The organism is Rossellomorea vietnamensis (genome assembly GCF_008180615.1).
Classification (GTDB): domain Bacteria; phylum Bacillota; class Bacilli; order Bacillales; family Bacillaceae_B; genus Rossellomorea; species Rossellomorea vietnamensis_D.
In genome coordinates this window covers 69,645-88,104 of record NZ_VTEH01000010.1, presented here as the reverse complement: position 1 = coordinate 88,104, position 18,460 = coordinate 69,645, and the positions used below count along the sequence as shown (strand labels likewise).

The following is an 18,460-nucleotide window of genomic DNA, read 5'->3' as shown; positions in this document are numbered from 1 at the left end:
CTGAATTGATGTATAGCTGTAAGGGAAATTTTGTTATAATCAATGTAAAATCAGGGTGACTGTGTGGTGAAAACTTTGTTTAACATTCTCGTTATAGAAGACGATTTAACCTTATTTCAAGAAATAGAAGAACGTTTGTCTCAATGGTCCTATGAAGTTCATGGTATCCGTGATTTTGCACGGGTCCTCCAGGAATTCACTGAACTTAAACCTGACTTGGTTATCATTGATATCCAGCTTCCAAAGTTTGATGGCTTTCATTGGTGCCGCCTGATAAGATCGCATTCCAATGTGCCGATCATCTTTTTATCTTCCCGCGACCATCCCACAGACATGGTCATGTCCATGCAGCTCGGAGCAGATGATTTCATCCAGAAGCCCTTTCATTTTGAAGTATTGGTTGCCAAGATCCAGGCTACTCTGCGGCGGGTGTATAACTATAATACGGATAGCGTCCACCTAAAGACATGGAACGGAGCAACAGTGGATTATGAGAAAAACATGGTGTCCAATGAGTCGGGAGCCATAGAACTGACCAAGAACGAAATCTTCATCCTGAAACTTCTGATTGAAGAAAAAAACAAAATTGTCAGCAGGGAAAAATTAATGGAAAGCTTGTGGGATGATAAACGCTTCATCAGTGATAACACCCTGACCGTCAATGTCAACCGGCTGCGAAAGCACCTGCAGGAAATTGGTCTGGGCTGCTTCATTCAAACGAAGGTGGGCCAGGGCTATATTGCTAAGGAAGAGGATAACAAATGATCCGGCTGTTTCTAAGAGAAAGGCTCAGCTGGATTTCCCTCTATCTATTTTTCCTGGCATTCCTTATCTTTGTCTCTTATATTGATCCAGCCATACGGCTCCAGCCTGTTCTATACTTCTCTTTCTTGGCTCTGCTCATTTTTTCTATCTTTCTTGCCATCCGGTACAACAAAGAAACCAAATTTTTCAAAGAATTGATTGATCGTGAAGACGACCTTGATCCCTCCAGCCTTGTCAATGGCAGCAGCCCGTTTGAAAAAATCGTGGAAGAAAGCTTGGCTGGACAAAGCGAAACATTGCGAAAGTCAGCCTCTCAAAACAATTTAACGCTTGAACAGGAAAAAGATGATCTCCTGTCATGGATACATGAAGTGAAAACACCTCTTACCGCCATGCATCTGATCATTGGCAGGATCGGGGAACAGCCCCTGAAGTCCGCTTTGACGTACGAATGGCTTCGGATCCACATGCTTCTCGATCAACAGCTTCATCAAAAAAGGATTTCTTTTATTGAAAATGATCTCTACATAGAAAAGGTCGATCTTGAAGAACTCCTCTACCGAGAAATCAAGATGCTTCAATCCTGGTGCATTCAAAAAGGAATCGGTTTTGACATTGATTTAAAGGCTTGCGAAGTGTTGAGTGACGCCAAATGGCTTGCTTTCATCCTTAGGCAGATTTTATCCAACGCCGTAAAATACAGTGACAAAACTGATATCAGGATAAACAGTAATCAAGAAAAAGGCACTGTCACTCTGAAGATTCAGGACTTCGGAAGGGGGATCAATCCAAAAGATCTGCCAAGGATCTATGAGAAAGGGTTTACCTCTACGACTGACCATCAAGACAGTGCTTCGACCGGAATGGGACTTTACCTGGCCAAAAAGGCAGCCGAGCCGCTCCATTTAGATTTGCATGTGAAATCAGCACCAGGGGCGGGGACCACTTTCACTCTTACCTTCCCAAAGGAGAATGATTTCACCACCATTAGGAGCATGTGACAAAACTGTCACATGCTTTTGCTTATTGTTAGATGATTCGAAGGAATTTCCTCTTCCCCCTTTCTATAATGAAGGTATCAACCAAAAGGAGTTTGAAGCTATGAATATTTTAGAAGCAGCCAAAATCCATAAAAGCTACGGAAATAAATTCAATAAACAAGAAGTATTGAAAGGAATCGACCTTTCCATCGCGGCAGGAGAATTTGTCGGCATCATGGGCGCTTCCGGTTCTGGAAAAACAACGCTGCTCAATGTCCTGTCATCCATCGATAAAGTCAGCGGCGGCAGCATTACCATCAACGGCAATGAAATGACCTCCCTCAAGGAAAAGCAGCTTGCTCAGTTCCGTAAGAATCACTTAGGGTTCATCTTCCAAGAGTATAATTTGCTCGATACCCTGACCGTTAAAGAAAACATTTTGCTGCCTCTTTCCATCACAAAAACACCACGGAAAGAAGCCGAACAACGATTCAAAGCTTTAGGGGAGGAGCTCGGAATCTACGAAATTAAGGATAAGTATCCTAATGAAATATCAGGCGGACAAAAGCAGCGGACATCAGCTGCACGAGCCTTTATCCATGAGCCCAGCATCATTTTTGCCGATGAACCAACCGGGGCACTGGATTCCAAGTCCGCTTCTGACCTCCTGAATAAGCTTTCCGACCTTAATCAGAAAAGAAAAGCAACCATCGCAATGGTCACTCATGATCCGACTGCCGCAAGCTTCTGCAGCAGAGTCATCTTCATAAAAGACGGCCAGATTTACACCCAGCTCATTAAAGGGGATCAGTCCCGGCAAAGATTTTTCAAAGATATCATCAAGACCCAGGCGGTACTAGGCGGTGTTCAGTATGAGCATGAATGATCTTATCTTCCGCAACCTGAAGAAAAACCTTAAGAACTATTATCTATACGTTTTCGCCTTGATTTTCAGTGTGGCCTTATACTTTGCATTTGTCACATTGCAGTTCGATCCTTCGATGGATGAAACAAAAGGAACGATAAAAGGCGCAGCAGCAGTCAGGACAGCATCGATTTTACTTGTGGCCATCGTTTCAATTTTTCTTCTTTATGCCAATAACATCTTTATCAAAAGGCGCAGCAAAGAGATCGGCCTTTTCCAACTGATCGGGATGACAAAGGGCCGGATTTTCCGCCTCCTCAGCGCTGAAAATTTTATCCTTTATTTCGGCTCCATCATTGCGGGCGTCTTCATCGGCTTTTCTTTTTCAAAGCTGATCATCATGATTTTGTTCAAAGTGACCGGAGTCGATGCCATCGCCACCCTTCACTTTTCGGAACGGGCGCTGATCCAGACCTTGATCGTGTTTGCGGGGATCTATCTGCTGATCATGCTCATGAACTATATCTTCATCAAGAGGCAGAGCATTCTTTCGTTATTTAGAGTGACCTCCTCGACAGAAGAGCGGGTAAAGAAAATCTCCGTATGGGAAGTGCTCATGGGTGTTCTCGGTCTGCTGTTGATTCTTTCAGGCTACTATACTTCCTCCAAGTTATTCGGCGGAGATTTCACGACAATCAATGAATTATTCTTTGCGATGGCCTTCATTCTGGCCAGTGTGATCATTGGAACGTACTTCTTTTATAAAGGATCCGTCCGGTTCATAGCCAACCTGATCAGAAACAGAAAAAACGGTTATTTGAACATCTATGAGGTGCTGTCCCTTTCATCCATCATGTTCCGGATGAAGTCAAACGCTCTTCTTCTGACAATCATCACCACTGTATCTGCGCTCGCCATCAGTCTTCTTTCACTGAGTTATATCTCGTATTATTCAGCAGAAAAATCAGCTAAAAACAGTGTGCCGGAAGACTTTACATTTGCCATGGCAGAGGATGCCCAGCAATTCAAAGATATCTTGAAAGAGAACGGAATCCCTTTCAACGAGGAAACGATTGAGGTCCTTCAAGCCAAACTGGACCTATCAGATATTATGGAGTCCAAAATGGCTGAAATGAATATGAATCCGGAAGAAATGTTGTTCCCTGTCATAAGCGAAAAATCGGTTGATGGGGTTGAGCTTAAAGAAAATGAGATTTTATTCACAGGATATAATGACACAATTCAGACCTTTCTCTCTTTAAAAGATTCAGGAAGCGTAACGATACAAGGCAATACTATTGAGATTCCCCAAACATATTTGGGCATACAAAAAGAGTACTATATCTCCTGGTATTTCTCTTCCGGCGGTATTCCTGTAGCTGTGGTAAATGAATCCACATTCAATAAGCTAAAAAACGATCTTGACCCTGAGATTCAAATGCCTTCCTCTCTATATATTGGAGTTGAAATTAGCAAGAAATCACAGGTGGAAAAAGCAAACGAACTTTTCACCGAGTCAGGATTGGCTGAAAAGGACGGAACTGACTCACAATTGGCGATGAGCACCTCACAAAAGCAAACTATGGGCGTCGTAATGTTCATTGTCGGCTTTTTGGGACTGACTTTCCTGATCACATCCGGATGCATCCTTTACTTCAAGCAAATGGATGAGAGTGAAAGTGAGCGCCAGCACTATACGATTCTGAGAAAACTCGGCTACACTCAAGGCGACCTCCTGAAGGGGATCCAGCTGAAGCAGGTGTACAATTTCGGTATCCCCCTTGTTACAGGACTGCTTCACAGCTATTTTGCCATCAAGTCCGGCTGGTTCTTATTCGGAACGGAATTATGGACACCCATGCTCCTTGTGATGGGTCTCTACACAGCCCTCTATTCGATATTTGGGATCCTGTCTGTTTTGTATTATAAAAAAGTAATCAAAGAATCCTTATAAACTGCAGCCTCAGTCTTTTTGACTGGGGCTTTTAGTTTTTAACATAAGCTCGGCAAAAAGGGATGCAGCACCAACTTAAAAAGGAAGCGAAATCACTATTTTTCCTTTTATGTAAGCATCTCCGGAAGAGTTTTTTTAAAATTATTTTATAGTTTGTGAAATATTTCACAAATAATCCACATACTTTTCCACCACCCCATCGTATACTAGAAATATAATAAATCACCTCAAAAAAAGGATGAACAACTATGAATATATTTGAACTTTTTACCGCATTGACTCCGGTTTTGGCTGTATTCATATTTCTTGTCATTTTGCGTATGCCAGCTTCCCGGGCAATGCCGGTCAGCCTTGCCGCTACAGCACTGTTGGCTTTCTTTATTTGGAAGGTGCCTGCTGTCCAGATTACGGCTGCAGCAATTGAGGGAATCTTAATCTCTGTTTCTATCTTATGGATTGTTTTCGGCGCAATATTACTGCTGAACACTCTTACCAACAGCGGTGCCCTCGACTCCATCCGTAACGGTTTTACACAGATCTCGGCGGACAGGCGTGTCCAGCTCATCATCATTGCCTGGCTTTTCGGGTCTTTCATTGAAGGCGCAGCAGGCTTCGGGACACCTGCTGCGATAGGGGCCCCATTACTTGTGGCATTGGGATTTCCTCCTTTGGCAGCCGTTTCCCTCGCTTTGATAGCAGATAGTTCAGCCGTTTCATTCGGAGCTGTAGGAACCCCCATGATCGTAGGGGTCAAACAGGGACTTAACGAGGGTGCATCATTGGCTCAAATTGTAGAGAATAGTCTGGGAAGTATGTCCATCAACCAGTTTCTGCAGGAAGTGGCCAGCACCGCAGTATTCATTGATCTATTCATAGGTACGTTCATCCCTTTGATTCTAGTAGTGATGCTGACCAGATTCTTCGGTGAAAACCGGTCTTGGAAAGAAGGGTTAGAATTATTCCCGTTTGCTATTTTTGCCGGTTTGAGTTTCACCATCCCTGCCTTTCTCGTAGCGACTCTTCTTGGCCCGGAGTTTCCTTCTATCATAGGGGGGCTGGTTGGACTGGCGATTGTAGTGCCTGCTGCTAAAAGAGGATTCCTGCTGCCTGACAAACCTTGGGACTTCTCTGAGACACCATCGGTAATCGCTCAGCCCGTTACCGGAAACAAAACAATGCCGCTATGGCTCGCATGGCTTCCCTATCTGCTGGTTGCGGTATTCCTAGTCTTAACACGACTTGATATACTTCCTCTAAAGGGATGGCTCAGGGAAGTGAAATTTGGTTGGGCGTCCATTCTCGGCACAGAAATCAGTACCTTCTTTGAACCCTTGTACCTCCCGGGATCAATTTTTATCCTCGTCGTGGTTCTGACCATTCTCCTTCATAAAATGAATGGTTCGCTTGTTAGAAAAACATTCAGTCAGTCTGCTAAAACTATGGGGGGAAGCATCATTGCCCTTGGAACCGCTGTGCCGATGGTCAGGATCTTCATCAATTCCGGGGGGAACCTGGCTGACTTGGGCAGCATGCCAATGGAACTGGCAGCAATGGTTTCCGAAGTCATCGGCGGCAACTGGCCGCTGGCTGCACCCATCATAGGGGCACTCGGATCTTTCATCTCAGGAAGCGCCACCTTCAGTAACATGATGTTCTCCTTGTTCCAGTTTAGTGTTGCAGATAGTATCGGCGCTAATACAGAAGTGGTGCTTGCCCTGCAAGTACTTGGAGCGAACTCCGGCAATATGATCTGCGTCCTCAATGTCGTTGCGGCTGCTTCTGTTGTGAACCTCGGCGGCAAGGAGGGAACCATCATCCGGATGACACTGATTCCCATGCTCTTCTATGCTTTGCTTGCCGGTATCATTGGGTTTCTGCTTTTAATGTAACGCACTCAGGCTCTCTTCCATCTGGAAGGGAGTTTTTTTACTAGGGGTTCTTACTAGGTGCTGCATGAGGCGTTTCTTGAAAACGACGCTGTAATTGGGTATTCTTAAGCTACAATGACCCAGATGAAGGTGTGTGTTCGAATTGCGTATAAATAAATTTATCAGTGAAGCCGGCAAAGCATCGCGGCGGGGAGCTGACAGACTGATTGAAGAAGGCAGAGTCACCATCAACGGTAAAAAAGCCAAAATCGGCGATCAGGTTGAACCAGGTGACGATATCAGGGTAAGCGGCCAGCAGCTGCGCGTTGCCCGGAACAATGTCTATATTGCACTCAATAAACCGATCGGAATTACAAGTACCACCGAAAAAAATGTGAAAGGCAACATCGTCGACCTCGTTAATCATCCATTAAGAATTTTTAATATCGGACGTCTTGATAAAGACTCGGATGGATTGATACTGCTGACAAACGACGGAGATATCGTCAACGAAATTCTCCGTGCGGAAAATGAGCATGAAAAAGAATATAACGTTTCGGTCGACAAGCCCATAACTCCCGAGTTTTTACAGCAAATGTCTAAAGGCGTGAAGATATTGGGGACCAAGACTCTTCCTTGTAAAGTAGAACAGCTTTCCAAGTTTGATTTTAAAATCACCCTGACACAAGGGCTTAACAGGCAGATCCGACGTATGTGTGAAGCTTTAGGTTATGATGTCCTGCGGCTCCAAAGGGTACGGATCATGAATATTCACTTAGGAAACCTCCCTGTAGGCCAGTGGCGTGACCTTTCCAAAAAAGAGAAAAAGCAGTTGTTCAGCGACCTGGATTACGAGCCGAAGGAATGGTAAGCAGTGGTTTGTAAAAAGGCTGAGTGATTGTCTGCCAGCATTGGTGAGCAGCGGTTTCTGAGCTTTTTCAGTTTGAGATACTTCCTTCGTTTCTGTACGAAAGGCTTAATTAGATATTGTTACACTGATGATGTCCCTTGCTTTTGCTGCGAGGGACATCATCTTTGGTTTTTTTGATTTTGATGTACCCTGCTGACTTCCCGGGGGCCATCATTTTAAAAAACAGGGGCCTTTGCATTAAATCCATTTTATTTTTCACTTATAAAGGGTATATATATCTCTATAAAAGGAGGCTATTATGACATTCTATATATTTGATGTGGACGGTGTCCTTACGGATGAACATGCACGTCCCAGCGAAGAGGTATTACATACAATCGAGAAACTGCACAAGCAAAATGAACAGCTCGCATTCATCACCGGCCGCTCCAGGAAGTGGCTGGCTGATCATATCTTCTCTTCCTTGAATCAGGAAGAAGATTGGTCCGGTCTTTTCTGTGTCGCGGAACACGGAGCTATTAAAGGAAAAGGGCCGGATATTGACAAATGGGAACTTGATAAGAACTTCGTTGTGCCCGATGAGGTTAAAGAGGAACTGCTCAAAATCAGCCAAAAGCAGGATTATGTTGGTTTGATTGAGTGGGATCATACAAAGGAATCTATGGGAACCGTCGAGTCGGTCCACGGAGACCCGGGAGACGAGGAACACCTTAAAAAAACCCAAAAGGCGTTAAAGGCCTATTCCAAGGAAGCTGAAGAAGTTGCTGATAAGCACGATAAAAAGGTTGTTGTCTCTACCTACGGCGTCGATGTGGTGCCGAAGGATCTTTCCAAGAAGATCGGGGCCGAGTGGGTTTTCGGCCAAGCTTCTGCAGAAGGGAAATCCGTCTATGTCTTTGGGGACAGCCACGGAGATTTCATTATGGCCGAAACGGCACGCCAATGCGGAGCCGAAGATGTCACCTTCTTTTGGGTAGGAGACGGTGAGCCTCCTGAAAGCCAGGATGATCACATTTCCATTAAAAGTGCTGACGGAAACTTTGCCAGGGGTACACTCGAAGTGCTGAACAACCTTAATTAGCGAATAGCTTCAGACTCCTCTGTTTTTAAGCAGGGGAGTTTTTTAAAAAAGTAAAAGATATCTAGAATGGAAATCAGGCAGGGTTTCTGAATCCAGCTTCAGCGCCTAGCCCCTCTGGGTCAAATAACCCAAAGTGAATAAAAGGGAAGACCGCCTTGTTTCTCGAGGACACTGAAAATCTACTGAAATTTAGAAAGGAACAGTGATCAGAGGCACTTATCAGCAAGGTTCAATGCATTTCAATATAAATAGAGGGAAAAATTCCCCTTATTTACTAAGAAAGCACTGAAAATAGCTAAAATAGCGGGAAAAATTCCCCTTATTTGAATTAAACCACGAGAAAATAGGTGCTTTTTTTCATATAAGGGGAAAAACTCCCTCTATTTACTCAAGTAATGAGCTGAAATTTGCAATTAGCGGGAAAATCTCCCCTTATTTTCACGCTGGATACTTAATTAAGGAGCAGACGGCTTCCGCTATAAAGGCCACTCTGGCGTGCGCCATCCCAGCGGAGCCGCACACCTACTGAAATCAAAACTCTTTTTAGGAAGTGAAAAAGGCAGAATCACTCTCTGAAGTGAGCGATTCTGCCTTTTTACTTATTGTTGGACTTTCTCGGTGCCTTTTTTTCTCCGGGGAACATTTGCCTGTCGGGCCTGATCAAGGCACTTCCGCTTTTTATGCAATCCAGCTTCAGCGCCTAGCCCCTCGGGGTCAAATAACCCCCGGAGAATAAAAGGAAAGACCGCCTTTTTTTCTCCGGGGAACATTTGCCTGTCGGGCCTGATCAAGGCGCTTCCGCTTTATATGCAATCCAGCTACAAGGCCCCAGCGGCTAGCGTACTGCCCATCCCCTCCTTTGCGATAAGTCATCATCGAATCGCTGTCGCTCTTCGTGATTCCTTTATCTCAATGCGGGGCTGGTACAGTCCGTACGCCGCTGAGCGGGGCCTTTCCGCTTTTTAGTTGAAGAGCATCGATAGTTAAATTATGTTATCATTAAAGAGTTGGATACTCTCAAATATTTGAGAGGTGGAATATGAAAAAAGCGACACATGTATTTTGGTTTGCACTGGCTATCTCGTTGATAGTCGTTATTTGGGGGGCTGCGGCTCCTAAACATCTGAATAATTTTTCTTCTGAATTGACCGGTCGTATCTTAAGTGACTTTGGCTGGTTCTATTTGCTGATTGTTATCGCCATTCTTCTTTTCTGTGTTTTCCTGATGTTTTCCCGATTTGGCAAGTTAAAACTGGGAAAGAAGGATGACGAGCCTGAGTTCAGCAGATCTTCTTGGTTTGCGATGCTCTTCAGTGCCGGAATGGGAATCGGCCTTGTCTTCTGGACAACTGCCGAGCCTATTTCGCACGCATTTATCAGCAGCCCCATGAGTGAAGAAGGATCGAATGAAGCGATAAAAGAAGCGTTGAAATATTCTTTCTTTCACTGGGGCATCCATGCCTGGGCGGTCTACGCAATAGTCGGATTGATCCTGGCCTATTTTAAATTCAATAAAGGGGCTCCCGGACTGATTAGTGCCACTCTTACCCCGCTTTTCGGGGAAGAACTTATGAGAGGGCCGTTCGGAAAAATGATTGATGTCCTGGCTGTATTTGCCACAGTCATCGGGGTGGCTGCCACACTTGGTTTCGGTTCTGCCCAGATTACTGGAGGACTCTCCTATCTTTTCGGTTTTCCGGACACTTTTGCCGTACAGCTGACCGTACTTGCGGTCGCAACCGTGCTGTTCATCTGGTCCGCATGGTCGGGGATCGGCAAAGGTATAAAGTACCTGAGTAATATCAATATGGGACTTGCCATATTATTGCTGGTTACTCTGTTCATTGTGGGGCCTACCATGTATATCCTCAACATGTTCACCCATACTCTGGGAAGCTATGTTTCTGACTTCTTTGACATGAGCCTGAGACTTGCTCCTTTGAGTGAAGACAAGCGGAGCTGGATTGACGGCTGGACCATCTTTTACTGGGCTTGGTGGATTTCCTGGGCACCGTTCGTCGGTATCTTCATCGCCCGTATTTCAAAGGGCCGGACGGTAAAGGAATTTCTCTTTGGTGTACTCCTGCTTCCATCGCTGGTCTGTTTCATCTTCTTCGCTGTGTTCGGGGTTTCTGCCCTGAATCTTGAGCAGCTTGGTACAGCGGTAATCTCTGATCTCACATTGGAAACCTCGACATTCGGAGTGCTGGCAGAGTATCCTTTGGGGACATTCATGTCCATTTTGACAATCGTTGTGATTGCAATCTTCTTCATCACTTCCGCCGATTCCGCCACTTTCGTGCTTGGCATGCTGAGCACCAACGGACAGTTGAACCCTGCTAACTCTGTTAAGATCGGCTGGGGACTGATTCAATCCACCATTGCCGCGGTGGTAGTCTATTTTGGCGGTACCCAAGGTCTGCAGAACATGCTGATCATTGCAGCCCTTCCGTTTGCCGTGGTGTTAATATTGATGGGCGTCTCTTTCTTTAAAGACATACAGAAAGAGGGAAAATCTCAACGTAGATAGTTTAATAAAATCAATCTAAGAGTATCCAATACAAGCACTGTTCCTTCATGGAGCAGTGCTTTTCTATTACAAACAGGAAAATAAGGTATAATGGATTTATCTGAATAGTAAAATCATTTTTTTAATAGGCTAAATTCGAAGGGAGCAATTTAAAGATGAAATCAAACACTATACAAAAGATTGGACAAATCGGGGTGCCTGTACAAGACATTGACCGAGCGCTTGAATTTTATAAAGAGAAGCTGGGCCTGAGCCTTCTTTATAACACGGACAGCATGGCTTTTCTTCAGTGCAGCGGGCTGAGGATTATGCTGACACTGCCGGAAAAAGAGGAATTTGCACAAGCAAGTTCAGTCATCTACTTTGAAGTCAATGATATTAAAGCATCCTGGGAACAGTTGAAAGAAAAAGGGGTGGCTTTTACGGATGAACCACACATTGTTGCGAAGATGGGACAGACAGAGACTTGGATGACCTTCTTCAAAGACACTGAGAATAACACCCATGCGCTGATGAGTGAGGTATTTGCCTGATTTCTGTACCCTAAGGGGTTGCAGGCAATTGGGATTTGGGTATATGAAAGAAAAAATAGAGCGGGAAGATCCTCCTCTGGACCCGCCGCTCTATGGTTATTTCTTCTGGTCTCTCCTATATAAGTCCATTGATTTATACCCCGCTGCCAATACCTCTTCCATCTGTTTCAAGCGCTTTTCCCTTGTCTCTTTTCTCTTGGCGCTATAGACATAGCGTGCCCAATCCTTTTGATACCCAAATGTCAGTCCATCATAGATGGTAAGGACCTCTGGGCTGACCGCCAAGGAGCTCCTTAACTCCTCGATATTTTCGATATAATCATCCACACACTGGCTGCTGCTTTTGACAGGAGCTTTCTTCTTCTCTGGCTGTGCTTTCATCCCGACTACAGTGAATGTTTCGTTTAAGCTGACCATCCGCGAAAACTTTAGATTGCTGTTGTGGACAAATCCTTCTTCATTATAATGATCTTCATTATAAATGCTGTCCCGCTCTATGTATTGATCATACTCAGGATTATTTTTCTTCGGGTAAGCGAAGTAAAGGTAGCCATTATCCTTAATCAACTTTTGATCAACAGCCGCCTTCAAATGCTCTCTGAAATCCTGCAGGGAGAAAATGAAGAGAAACACAAGATCATATTTTTTGTCTTCGATGGTACTGTCAAAGGCCAGGTCCTTGAAATCATGAAGGTTTGCGGGAATGTTAAGGACCGCCCTTGAAGAAAACTTATGTAAATTCAGCTTTTCAATAATACTTTTCTGTGAGTTAGTGTTCATTGAATCACTCCTTTCTTTACTATGCAGCTTGCGGAAAATGAAGGGTGACGATTGTGCCGGTTCCAACCTCACTCACAAACTGAATGGTACCATTATACTTTTCTACAATATTATAACAAATCATTAATCCAAGGCCGGTTCCTTTGCTTTTTAAAGAATAGAATGGAGTCCCTAAAGAATTCACTTCTTCCTTCGACATCCCTCGGCCCCGGTCCTCTATTTTGATCTCGATATTATCACGTTTTTTTTCTGCTTTAACCGAGATAGGAGAACCATGAGGGGAGGCTTCAATGGCATTCTTGACCAGGTTGATCATTAGCTGCTTCAGTTCAATTGTATTGGCAGAGACATAGCAGTCTCCCTTCACTTGAAGGTGAATTTGATTATCATGAAGAAGCCCATATGTATTCAAAAGATCCGTTACATCATCAAGCATTCTCTTTATATCTACTTTGTCCAAGCTGCTCTCTTTATCCGGTTTGGCGATTGAAAGGAATTGTGAAATTACATATTCCGCAGCATCCAGCTCATCGATTAATAAGGAAAAGTTTCTCTTATATTCCTTATTGAACTCTTCATCTCCGGCATAATATTGCAAAAATCCTTTCACAACGGTCAGCGGATTCCTGATTTCATGAGCAACTGCCGCCGCGAGCTGGCCCGTCGTCTTTAACCGTTCCGCATTCTGAACCTGCTCAAAATAGAGCCGCTGTTTCTGAATCCTTCTATTGGTCAGATGAAAGATAAAATAAATAATCATCTGGCTTCCGATGAAGTTTACGATATTGCCTGTCAAATCTTTTTCAATATGAGAGAACCTGACTCCATTATCAATCACAAAAATAAAACTGAATGTGATGGAGATAAGAACTCCATTTAGAATGAGTGAGAAAAAGAAGAGCTTCCTGTCAAAAAACAGTATGGATACGGCAGGGATAAAGCAAAGAAAGATGAAAGTCGACCATGTTTCCGGATAGAGAAAAAACAGCACGTAAAAGTATGCTGAAGCCGCCATTATTGTTAAGATCCTGACCGGCCTGTTTTCATACTTCGGATAAACAAGGAGACAAAGGCTCAGCACTACTATCAGTACCGCATGTACAGCATAGCCAGTACCTGGATTTGCCATCCGGGGGTTACTAACTAACAATCCCGCAAACATTAAAATGATGACTGTCACGATGCTGATATAGTACAGCTTACTATTAAAATTTTTATGAAACTCTTTCAACTTCCCACCGCCCAAAAATCTTAGATATAGTAACTATCTTACAAATGACAAATATAGTCAATTATTCTTATATAGAGGCTGTTTTCGGATGAATTGTTGCTTTCGGAACTAAGGATTTCTCTTTAATCGGAGTGAGCAGCTCTTTTCTTTCTTGCTTACCAAGGTATATTTAAGGTGAATTATGGCGTTATCTTACCGACTTTATATGGAAAAGCAACCTGCAAAGTGAGTAATCAACATATAATGGTATGGCAAAAAAGAAGGACCTGCCAATGAGGCAAGCCCTTCTTCATTTAAACTATCATTATCTTTCCTCAAGCCTGTTGATTCGATCATCTAAATCAGGGTGTGTCGAGAAAAGCGGCGATTTTCGCTTACCGCTGATTTTCAGCGTGGCAACCGCTGTGTCTCTTTCCTCAACTACACGGTTGGAGTAGGCTTTAAGCATACGCAGGGCATGGACCATTTTATCCTTGCCGGCAAGGTCTGCTCCGCCTCTGTCGGCGTGGAACTCTCTATAACGTGAAAACGCGAAAACGACTAAGCTTCCCAATATAGAGAAGACAATCTGGAACACGATTACGGCGATAAAATGGACGATTGGCGCCATATCTTCTTTAACGAAACGTGATGCAATCCAAGCAGCAATTCTCGCCAAAAATACGACGAATGTATTGACAACGCCTTGCAGCAGGGTCATTGTCACCATATCCCCATTGGCAATGTGGGCAACTTCATGGGCAATGACACCTTCAACCGCATCATCATCCATTTCACGCAGCAGTCCTGCAGAAACAGCAACCAAGGAACGCTTCTTGGACGGACCGGTAGCAAAAGCATTGACTTCAGGAGAATCATATATCCCGACTTCAGGCATATGCATCAATCCAGCCGCTTTGGACAAGCGGTGAACCTTTTCCACTACTTCCTGCTCCATGGCAGACATTGGCTTGTTGGGATCCAAGACACGGACATTCATCATTTTTTTCGCTATCCAGCGTGACATCGCGAGTGAAATGAAGGATCCGGAGAAACCGATGATCGCACTGAATATCAGCAAGGCTCCAAAATCAATTCCGCCTTGGCTGTTAATATAATTACCTGCTCCTGTTAAGGAGAAGATAATACTAATCGTAAGCAATACGAGAATATTCGTTAAAAGAAAATACAGAATACGTTTACCCATTTGATCTCCCTCTCTTTTTCAAGTTCAAATGAACTTGTATATGAACTAATTATATGACCTTTTCATTATAATATCAATCAATTTTTATAACCAAAAATCGATATTACGTTCCTTCGTTTCCTGCAAGCATTGACTGAAAGGGGATCTACAATTAGGATTAAAGAATAAATAATCAGAACACTTGGAAGGGGCAGGGGTGTAAACAGTGGAAGCCTTCAAACTATCCAGAAAAAATATGGCCGATTTATTACTTTCGTTAAACAGTCCAACGGAACCATCACCATTAACGGTTCTTCAGGACACCTGGAGCTCATCACACGAGGATAAAATTAAAAATGGAAAGACTTTAAATGCGTTCCTTTCTACAGAAATGCCAGCCATCTTCGAAAAATGCATAAAGGCAGAAAATGAAGAAATTGGATTTTCCATTAATGAAATCGTTTCTCTGGGAAACCAGATTGAATTCACGAATTTCTCTCCAAGTGCTGTCCAAAATTGGGTGAAACGGGAGGTAAAAGAGCTTATCGGTACTCCGCAGATAGGGAGAAAATACACTGTCGACCAGGCAGCTATCCTCTTTATCGTGGAGGATCTGAAAGCTGCTCTCGACTTTGAATCCATCAGGAACGTTCTTGCCCTGATCTTCAACAATCCTGAAGACCGGACAGATGATATGGTCAATCCAGTGGATTTATATTCTGCATACGCATCCGTTTTTGATAAAATCCACCATCATTCAGCTCCTTCTTTGCAAGAGGCATCTTCCATGAATGGGTGTGTTGCTGCGTTAATCAAGGAAGAATGCCAAACCTTCCTGCCTGTATTCAAGGGAGCAGATCAAGAAAACCTGCACATAGTGTTGAATGTCCTAATCTCCTCCACGCTTACTGTACAGGCGGCATACTATCAATCACTGGCCAGAAAGTATGCCGGTGCCGCGTTATTCCTTAAAGGTATGTAAAAAAAGCGCAAGCGCCTTGATCAGCCCCGACAGGCATATGTTCCCCGGAGAAAAAAAGGCGGTCTTTCCTTTTATTCACCGGGGGTTATTTGACCCCGAGGGGCTAGGCGCTGGATCAGAAACGCTCCCTAATCTTCGAACTAAAAATTTTATACTTTCCTTTTCTTTTAAAAAAGGATCCTCTCCCTGCTTCAACTAGTGAATCAGGGAGAAGATCTTTTTTATTAATTTGGGCTATTTCATATAAATTCGAAAACTATGCCATAATCGAGCAGAAGTATCCTGCTGGAAAGAAAGGAGCTGCTCTCTGTATATAGAGGAAAACTCTATCACAGGGAAAAAATCGGGCCCTTGGGATTTTTACGAAAGCAACATTTAAGGAGAGAACTGCCTTTGTTTAAGTGAAAAGTGCTCTTATCAGGCCCCAAAAATAAAGTCGATAAGGAATGAATGGCTGCATGGATAATCAAGGCTTGATCGTCATCCAGCTGCCCACATGGTGAACAGCTGTCCCGCCAAATCCAGCTTTGTTCTCATAATACGCCTTCACAATTTCAAGTTGTTCATTCATGTAGATTTCTCCCTCTTCAAAGAAGGAAATAGTGTCTCCTTCACTGGTCTCCCCGGTTTCCACGCCTACAATCAGTCTTTTAGAGTATCTACCTGCCCACTCAATTTCCTTTTTGACAAAATCAGTAATTAAAGCAGCGCTGTCCCTGTAGGCCATGATGGTTACTCCATCGGTTCCTGCAATGACCCATTCAGCCAGCAAGCCTTTTCCATAGATATTATTATAAGAAATTTCATCGAACCAAAATGGCATATCTGCTTCAAGGGGGAGATTTAAATTCTCTGTACTGTTTTTTGCCCTGAGCAATAGTGCCTGATAGGATTTCACTGTGGCGGCCCGCTTGGAATTCCATCCGCTGTATAGGTAAGGCTCTACATCAAGGTGAACTCCTGAGAACTCTTGTTGAGGTGAAGCTTCTTCTTGATAGCCGCTGAGCCAAGCCATCAGGTGATCCTGACTGATATACCCTTGGGGTGCTGCCCACTCTGGTGCACCGTCCAATGCATATATTTCCATGCCTTTAGCAGAGGACTTTTCAATAAAGCTCTGGTATATAGATGCTGAGATATTTCTATCAATCTGGAGGTACACCTTGTTAAGCCTTTTGCTCTCCAAAAAAGCGAGAGTTCCTTCTTCATCATTGACGATCATCCATGGATCCCACAGCCAGGTTGCACGATCATGCGTTATTGATGCATTCACCTTTACCTCCGTCCCTCCTGCTAAAGCAGATAAAAGCAGTATCATTACCATTATGATTTTTTTCAACCTATTATCCTCCATTCTGAAGGCCGCTGCCCTCAGAAAGGCACCTGGCAGCCTGACAACCATACGCTGTTGAAAGCGGACAGGCTCATGGCTTTGCGTCCTTCCCTTTCGGAGAAGTTTGCCTTTTTCAGAGTATTTTGGTCTTATTATATCCCTTGCTCTATATTGGTGTCTATCTACCGAAAATGTTTCACGTGAAACAAAGATATACATAAACACCCGGTTTTGCTCCTGTAGGTAAGAATGCATATGTGCTGCAGATTACCCTATAAACTTCTTGGCAATACATCAAAAAAACGGACTCTAATGAACGAGTCCGTTTCTCAATGCACATTCTTCTTAGTGGCCGCCCTGTGAAGATTCTTTTTTCTCAGGTGCGAACCATCCAAATAGAGCGATTCCGATCAAAATACCGTAGAACGTGATCGTCCATCCTGTGCTGTGAGGGAAATGGTGATCAAGTACACCAATATCCTCATGTGCAAGGGTAATGACAGCCAGCTTCACACCTACCCAGGCTACAATTGCATAAGCTGTTGTTTCCAATGCCGGGCGTTTGGCAAGTAACTGTACAAACCAAGTTGCAGCATACTTAATCAGGATCAGTCCTGCAATACCGCCAAGAACAACGATTATGAACTTACCTGCATCCATGCCACCAAATTGGCCAAGGCCTGAATCAGGCAATCCAAGAGCAAGTGCAACAGCTGCAAGAATCGAATCGATTGCAAAAGCAAGGTCGGCTAAACCGATTTTACCAACAGTCGGCCAAAAGCCTTTCCCCTTTGCTTCTTTTTCTATTTTCTCTTCTATATTCTCATTCTCTTTACCAAACTTGGCCGTAACTAAGTGTTTACCTCCTAAGTAAATTAGGTAGGCTGCCCCGATTGCCTGTACCTGCCATACATTGGCGATGAATGAGATTGCGAAAAGAGCTCCGAACCTGAAAACGAACGCCATCAGGATTCCGTAGCTGATTGCCTTTTTCTTTTGATCATCCGGTAAATGTTTTGCAATGACGGCCAATACAAGCGCGTTATCAGCCGACAGCAAACCTTCCAGTCCAATTAAAATTAATAATGCCCAACCATATTCCAGCCAGATCGACTCCAAAATACCTCCCCTTCCTGTCAAACAAAGTATTTGCAGTAAAGGTCTGGCTAACAATGTGAATTGCCAAATAAGCCGGAGGTGAACCTCGTGCTGACGACTTTATTTGTACAGCTACTCCCCTTTACTTTTATATAATGCTTATAAATAGGAAAAAAGTCAAAGAACTTCTCCCTTTTCAGCCATTCTTTTTACTATGGCTCTTTTCGTAAACTCTTCCGCTTTTTTTCTTCGTTTATCTTTGCCTTCAGCTAATGTATATATTCCTTTTCCTTACTATTGTTAAACAATGTCAATAGCTGATTTTTTAAGGCTCTTTTCGTAAACTTTGTTGCTATTTCAGACTAATTCCGAAAAAAACAACCATAGTTCACCGGAATAACCACGTAAACAGGAAAAGAAAAGA

At 43.6% G+C, this 18,460-nt stretch carries 15 protein-coding genes and 1 riboswitch; of the genes, 10 read left to right on the top strand and 5 right to left on the bottom strand.

Going from position 1 to position 18,460, the window contains the following annotated elements; translation table 11 throughout:
• The first annotated feature begins 75 nt into the window (after positions 1-75).
• The 9 genes from FZC79_RS13295 to FZC79_RS13250 all read left to right on the top strand — a co-directional run bounded on the left by FZC79_RS13295 (position 76) and on the right by FZC79_RS13250 (position 11,447).
• On the top strand, positions 76-765 hold the full coding sequence (locus FZC79_RS13295; protein WP_148947290.1) for a response regulator transcription factor: 690 nt from the start codon (positions 76-78) through the stop codon (positions 763-765).
• The gene (locus FZC79_RS13290; protein WP_148947261.1) at positions 762-1,766 is read left to right on the top strand and encodes a sensor histidine kinase; all 1,005 of its coding nucleotides are present in this window, start codon (positions 762-764) and stop codon (positions 1,764-1,766) included. The genes FZC79_RS13295 and FZC79_RS13290 overlap by 4 nt, the downstream gene beginning before the upstream one ends.
• A 100-nt stretch (positions 1,767-1,866) precedes the next feature.
• Positions 1,867-2,631: an ABC transporter ATP-binding protein gene (locus FZC79_RS13285; RefSeq protein WP_148947260.1), complete on the top strand. Its 765-nt coding sequence runs from the start codon at positions 1,867-1,869 to the stop codon at positions 2,629-2,631.
• Positions 2,618-4,564, top strand: a complete 1,947-nt coding sequence (locus FZC79_RS13280; protein ID WP_148947259.1) for an FtsX-like permease family protein — start codon at positions 2,618-2,620, stop codon at positions 4,562-4,564. The genes FZC79_RS13285 and FZC79_RS13280 overlap by 14 nt, the downstream gene beginning before the upstream one ends.
• 248 nt (positions 4,565-4,812) lie before the next feature.
• Positions 4,813-6,453 carry an L-lactate permease gene (locus tag FZC79_RS13275; protein ID WP_148947258.1) on the top strand — a complete coding sequence of 547 codons (1,641 nt, stop codon included), beginning with the start codon at positions 4,813-4,815 and terminating at the stop codon, positions 6,451-6,453.
• 142 nt (positions 6,454-6,595) lie between these two features.
• Positions 6,596-7,303 (top strand): 23S rRNA pseudouridine(2604) synthase RluF, encoded by a 708-nt coding sequence (gene rluF / locus FZC79_RS13270; RefSeq protein ID WP_148947257.1) that lies wholly within the window; start codon positions 6,596-6,598, stop codon positions 7,301-7,303.
• A 298-nt stretch (positions 7,304-7,601) separates the two neighbouring features.
• On the top strand, positions 7,602-8,384 hold the full coding sequence (locus FZC79_RS13265) for an HAD-IIB family hydrolase (protein WP_148947256.1): 783 nt from the start codon (positions 7,602-7,604) through the stop codon (positions 8,382-8,384).
• Positions 8,385-9,423: 1,039 nt separating this feature from the next.
• Positions 9,424-10,914, top strand: coding sequence for a glycine betaine uptake BCCT transporter (locus FZC79_RS13255; RefSeq protein WP_148947255.1), 1,491 nt, complete (start codon positions 9,424-9,426; stop codon positions 10,912-10,914).
• 155 nt (positions 10,915-11,069) lie between these two features.
• On the top strand, positions 11,070-11,447 hold the full coding sequence (locus FZC79_RS13250; RefSeq protein ID WP_148947254.1) for a VOC family protein: 378 nt from the start codon (positions 11,070-11,072) through the stop codon (positions 11,445-11,447).
• 96 nt (positions 11,448-11,543) lie between these two features.
• Here the strand turns inward: FZC79_RS13250 and FZC79_RS13245 are convergent, their stop codons facing one another.
• From FZC79_RS13245 to htpX, 3 genes are all read right to left on the bottom strand, one after another.
• Positions 11,544-12,227, bottom strand: coding sequence for a YdeI/OmpD-associated family protein (locus FZC79_RS13245; protein ID WP_148947253.1), 684 nt, complete (start codon positions 12,225-12,227; stop codon positions 11,544-11,546).
• A 19-nt stretch (positions 12,228-12,246) separates the two neighbouring features.
• A complete protein-coding gene (locus FZC79_RS13240) occupies positions 12,247-13,458 on the bottom strand; it encodes a sensor histidine kinase (RefSeq protein ID WP_148947252.1) in 1,212 nt (403 codons plus the stop codon).
• Positions 13,459-13,762: 304 nt separating this feature from the next.
• Positions 13,763-14,644, bottom strand: coding sequence for a protease HtpX (htpX, locus tag FZC79_RS13235; protein WP_148947251.1), 882 nt, complete (start codon positions 14,642-14,644; stop codon positions 13,763-13,765).
• Between the two features lie 205 nt (positions 14,645-14,849).
• Between htpX and FZC79_RS13230 the strand changes: the two genes are divergently transcribed.
• Positions 14,850-15,605, top strand: coding sequence for a DUF1836 domain-containing protein (locus FZC79_RS13230; RefSeq protein WP_148947250.1), 756 nt, complete (start codon positions 14,850-14,852; stop codon positions 15,603-15,605).
• 466 nt (positions 15,606-16,071) lie between these two features.
• Here the strand turns inward: FZC79_RS13230 and FZC79_RS13220 are convergent, their stop codons facing one another.
• Positions 16,072-16,944, bottom strand: coding sequence for an amidase (locus FZC79_RS13220; protein ID WP_148947248.1), 873 nt, complete (start codon positions 16,942-16,944; stop codon positions 16,072-16,074).
• A 43-nt stretch (positions 16,945-16,987) separates the two neighbouring features.
• Positions 16,988-17,077, bottom strand: a riboswitch (cyclic di-GMP riboswitch).
• A gap of 206 nt (positions 17,078-17,283) precedes the next feature.
• On the bottom strand, positions 17,284-18,057 hold the full coding sequence (locus FZC79_RS13215) for a TerC family protein (RefSeq protein WP_148947247.1): 774 nt from the start codon (positions 18,055-18,057) through the stop codon (positions 17,284-17,286).
• Between the last annotated feature and the right edge of the window lie 403 nt (positions 18,058-18,460).

Excerpts from the sequence above, each read along its gene's own strand:
- FZC79_RS13290 (WP_148947261.1), top strand. The coding sequence starts at position 762 with ATGATCCGGCTGTTTCTAAGAGAAAGGCTCAGCTGGATTTCCCTCTAT.
- FZC79_RS13285 (WP_148947260.1), top strand. The coding sequence starts at position 1,867 with ATGAATATTTTAGAAGCAGCCAAAATCCATAAAAGCTACGGAAATAAA.
- FZC79_RS13280 (WP_148947259.1), top strand. The coding sequence starts at position 2,618 with ATGAGCATGAATGATCTTATCTTCCGCAACCTGAAGAAAAACCTTAAG.
- FZC79_RS13275 (WP_148947258.1), top strand. The coding sequence starts at position 4,813 with ATGAATATATTTGAACTTTTTACCGCATTGACTCCGGTTTTGGCTGTA.
- FZC79_RS13265 (WP_148947256.1), top strand. The coding sequence starts at position 7,602 with ATGACATTCTATATATTTGATGTGGACGGTGTCCTTACGGATGAACAT.
- FZC79_RS13255 (WP_148947255.1), top strand. The coding sequence starts at position 9,424 with ATGAAAAAAGCGACACATGTATTTTGGTTTGCACTGGCTATCTCGTTG.
- FZC79_RS13250 (WP_148947254.1), top strand. The coding sequence starts at position 11,070 with ATGAAATCAAACACTATACAAAAGATTGGACAAATCGGGGTGCCTGTA.
- FZC79_RS13245 (WP_148947253.1), bottom strand. The coding sequence starts at position 12,227 with ATGAACACTAACTCACAGAAAAGTATTATTGAAAAGCTGAATTTACAT.
- htpX (WP_148947251.1), bottom strand. The coding sequence starts at position 14,644 with ATGGGTAAACGTATTCTGTATTTTCTTTTAACGAATATTCTCGTATTG.